This window comes from Microcystis sp. LE19-10.1B (assembly GCF_027530565.1).
Classification (GTDB): domain Bacteria; phylum Cyanobacteriota; class Cyanobacteriia; order Cyanobacteriales; family Microcystaceae; genus Microcystis; species Microcystis aeruginosa.
Genome location: NZ_JAPZQM010000634.1, coordinates 1 through 3,186 on the forward strand (window position 1 = coordinate 1; position 3,186 = coordinate 3,186).

3 protein-coding genes and 1 pseudogene are annotated in these 3,186 nt (G+C 40.2%); 2 read left to right on the forward strand and 2 right to left on the reverse strand.

Annotation, left to right across the window (positions count from 1 at the left end):
- Positions 1-208: 208 nt before the first annotated feature.
- Complete coding sequence (locus O9332_RS22740) at positions 209-673, reverse strand: DNA phosphorothioation-associated protein 4 (RefSeq protein WP_002760679.1); 465 nt, start codon at positions 671-673, stop codon at positions 209-211.
- 100 nt (positions 674-773) lie between these two features.
- The gene (locus tag O9332_RS22745) at positions 774-2,366 is read right to left on the reverse strand and encodes an ArnT family glycosyltransferase (RefSeq protein ID WP_288027549.1); all 1,593 of its coding nucleotides are present in this window, start codon (positions 2,364-2,366) and stop codon (positions 774-776) included.
- A 422-nt stretch (positions 2,367-2,788) separates the two neighbouring features.
- Between O9332_RS22745 and O9332_RS22750 the strand changes: the two genes are divergently transcribed.
- Positions 2,789-3,094: a type II toxin-antitoxin system HigB family toxin gene (locus O9332_RS22750; RefSeq protein WP_288027550.1), complete on the forward strand. Its 306-nt coding sequence runs from the start codon at positions 2,789-2,791 to the stop codon at positions 3,092-3,094.
- Positions 3,060-3,186, forward strand: a pseudogene (locus O9332_RS22755) (transcriptional regulator); the annotation flags it as partial. The gene O9332_RS22750 and the pseudogene O9332_RS22755, both read left to right, overlap by 35 nt.

Consider the following 3,186-nt stretch of genomic DNA (forward strand, 5'->3'; position numbering starts at 1 on the left):
TGAGGGGGCCAATTACCTAATTTTCAGGGAAAAAGTCCAGGAATTTTCCCCCTGATCACTCCCATGCCCGGTACTTTTTGATTGACAAAAAGTCTAAAAGTCTTACCCAACAAGGTTTTTAGATTTATTCAGCAAACCCTAAGTAGGGTCTGCTGAAAAAGTTTATTGGTGGGGTTAGGAGTCAGGAGAGTTAGGGATAAGATTTCTACTACAAAAATCTGCCTAAATCGAATTCCGTTGTGGCAGTAATTTCTCGAAAACGTTCCTGACTGATAATTAACAATAATCTTTCAGTATAATCCACCGCACCGCGCAATTCTCGTTCTAATCTTGCTAAACCGGCGTTGGCATATTCCTCGAAAATTGTCACTCGCAAAGCTTCCGAATCTACCCCGTGGGGAGAAAGAATTTTCGTGTCTTGGAATTCATTGACTGCCAATAATTTGATTAGGGTATCGTAGCCACGAGAAATAAAAATTTCTAGGTTAATAGGTGAGGGTTCCTTCGCTACATTTTCTATCGCCACCCTCTCCTGATATTTTACCCCTAAAGCCGCCGCAAAAGCGATGACATCAGCATAGGTTTGAAAGGGGCCAATTCCCTGATTAAAATTAACTAAGGACTGGACAAATTCCCCTTTATCTCTAGCAATACGCACTCGATGAATGGACATATTTATCAAGCAAAAAGTAAAAAAGTTTACAAAATTCAGGAGATAGAAGTTATCAGTATCTATGAACTATTTTATCTATCCCCTACCCGCTATAACTGCTTTAAGGATAAGTTTTAATTAGTCCTTTAGCTTGGTAAACATGAAATTGTTCGATGGTGACACCACCGCGCTTGATCGGAATGACAGCTACTTTAGTTATATCTTGGAAATAGGGACGGTAGCGATCGATTATTTCCGGTCTTTCTAGAGAACTATTTGTAGTAATTAATAAACCATTTTTACCGATCCATTCTTGAGGATTAAACCAAATTTGATAACCCCTTTGATCGTTGTTAAAACAGGTGACGGGAATAGGAACTAGGGGATAAAGGGCCATATCTAGCCATGCTGTCACATAAAAACTATGGGTAAAAACGAAGCTAGAATCTTTTAAGAGTGCTAATAATTCGGGCGAATTAGCAAAGCCTTGGCGCAGTTGATTGATATCGACAATTTCCCGAGAAGGGTCTTGTTCTGGGGCAATAATTCCCCCAAAAATTGCGTATTGACTAGGTTTTTGGAAAGTGCCAAAAGTAACGTGAAGCATTGCTATAGATAAAATAGTAACGATAAAAATTCCCGATCCCCATAACCATCTTTTTACCCAGATTCGAGAAGATTGCTGCCAAGTATTGACCTTTTCTCCTAATAAAATTGTACAGGACCAGAACCCAGGTAAAATCCAACTAGGGGCGAGATAATGGGAAGCACCCACATAAAGCATTCCCAGGATTAAGGGCAGAGAAACCGAGAGAATTAACCATTTTTTTAGTGATTCTTCTTCTCGATGAAAAAATCTTTTTTTCGAGATAAAGTTAGGAATTTGTTCGGCAAAGCTTTTAAATGTCACCCACCACATCGGCAGACCGAAAGGAGGAAACATCGTGGCGATACTAATGCCAACAACCGAGAGAATACCAAGAATATTAAAGGTTTTCGTTTCTCCAGAAAAACGGTCTTCTAAATGAAAGCGAAAGGAAATCCAATCATGGTTAATATTCCAGTAGATAATCGGCAATAAAGTTATCAAAAAGAGAATAAATCCTAATCCTAACCAGGGCGATCTAAATACAGGCCAATAGCGGGGAGTGGTCAGACAAAATAAAACTAAACCAAAGCCCAAAATAAAGCCGTGATATTTACTTAAAACCGCCAATCCTACGGCAAGTCCAATATAAGCGAGACGATAGCTAGGATGATAGTTTTTTTCCCGAATTGGCCAGAATTCTTGGGCAGCTAAATAGACTGTTAATGACCAAAAAAAGATTAAAGGACTATCTGGCTGCGAGAGAATCCCGAAGACGATCCCATAGATGGGGATGAGAGTGGCGATCGCTAAAGTCATTCTGGCGACCGGCAGACTGAACAATTTTAAAGCCGTCAGATACAGCAAGCAGAGGCTGCCAGTATAGAGCAGGAGAGTCCCGAAGCGAATGGTAAATTGATTGACTAATCCGGTGATCCAAGTCCCAAAACCCGTGGAAATCGCTACTATTGGCGGATGATCGAAATAACTCCAATCTAGATTATGGCTGTAAACATAATAATAGGCTTCATCGTAACCGGGATAAAGCCCCAAGGCGATGATTATTCTAAACAGGAGTCCACCGATGAGCAGATAAACGGCCATGCGATCGCTAAGTATTTTCGTCAAAATTCTTACCTCATTTCATCGCTAAAACTGATGTTAGAGACGGGAGATTTTTGGGGTTGCCAGATTCGAGATTTGTGCATCTATGGCAAGGTTAGATTTAAGTGTGATCTTTAGTTACTATATCACCAACTCTGTCATCTCTTAGCCCTTGGCTATCAGCAAACTCTCCCGATTCGTTGCTGATTGGCGATCTGAAAGAGGATTAAGAGAACGGGGAACGGTAAAATGATGTTAAGTAAGTGTTTGTAATTAGGGTTTGCTGAATAAATCTAAAAACTCTGTTGGATAATACCATTTTTCATAAGTAATGGCAGAGATGGTTAATCGCCCTCACCCCCCCCTGCCCCCCCGACATCGGGTTGGTGGCGCAAATAAGACTATGATAAACTAGAATACAATAGCTATTCTAAATCAATAAGAATATGCACATCATCAGCCGTAAACAACTGCGGCGATTTTCTGGAAAACACGCCGATGCTGTTAATGCCATTAATACTTGGTATAAAATTGCTAGTAAAGCAGAGTGGAAAAACCTGGCTGAAGTTCAAGCTGTGTATTCTCAAGCAGAAGCCGTTGGTAATTTCACGGTCTTTAATATCAAAGGTAATCCCTATCGTTTAATTGTAGATAGCGTTTACAAAGACCAAGTAATTTACATCAAGTACATTTTGACTCACGGGGAGTATGACAAAGATGAGTGGAAAAATGACCCTTACTTTAAACCGTGATACCTACGGAAGGTTACTAGCCGAGTATCTACCAAAAGTAATAGAAAACGATGCAGAAAACGAACAGGCTATTAACCTAGCTGAGGCCTTAT

Coding starts and splice junctions, on each gene's coding strand:
- O9332_RS22740 (WP_002760679.1), bottom strand. CDS start 673: ATGTCCATTCATCGAGTGCGTATTGCTAGAGATAAAGGGGAATTTGTC.
- O9332_RS22750 (WP_288027550.1), top strand. CDS start 2,789: ATGCACATCATCAGCCGTAAACAACTGCGGCGATTTTCTGGAAAACAC.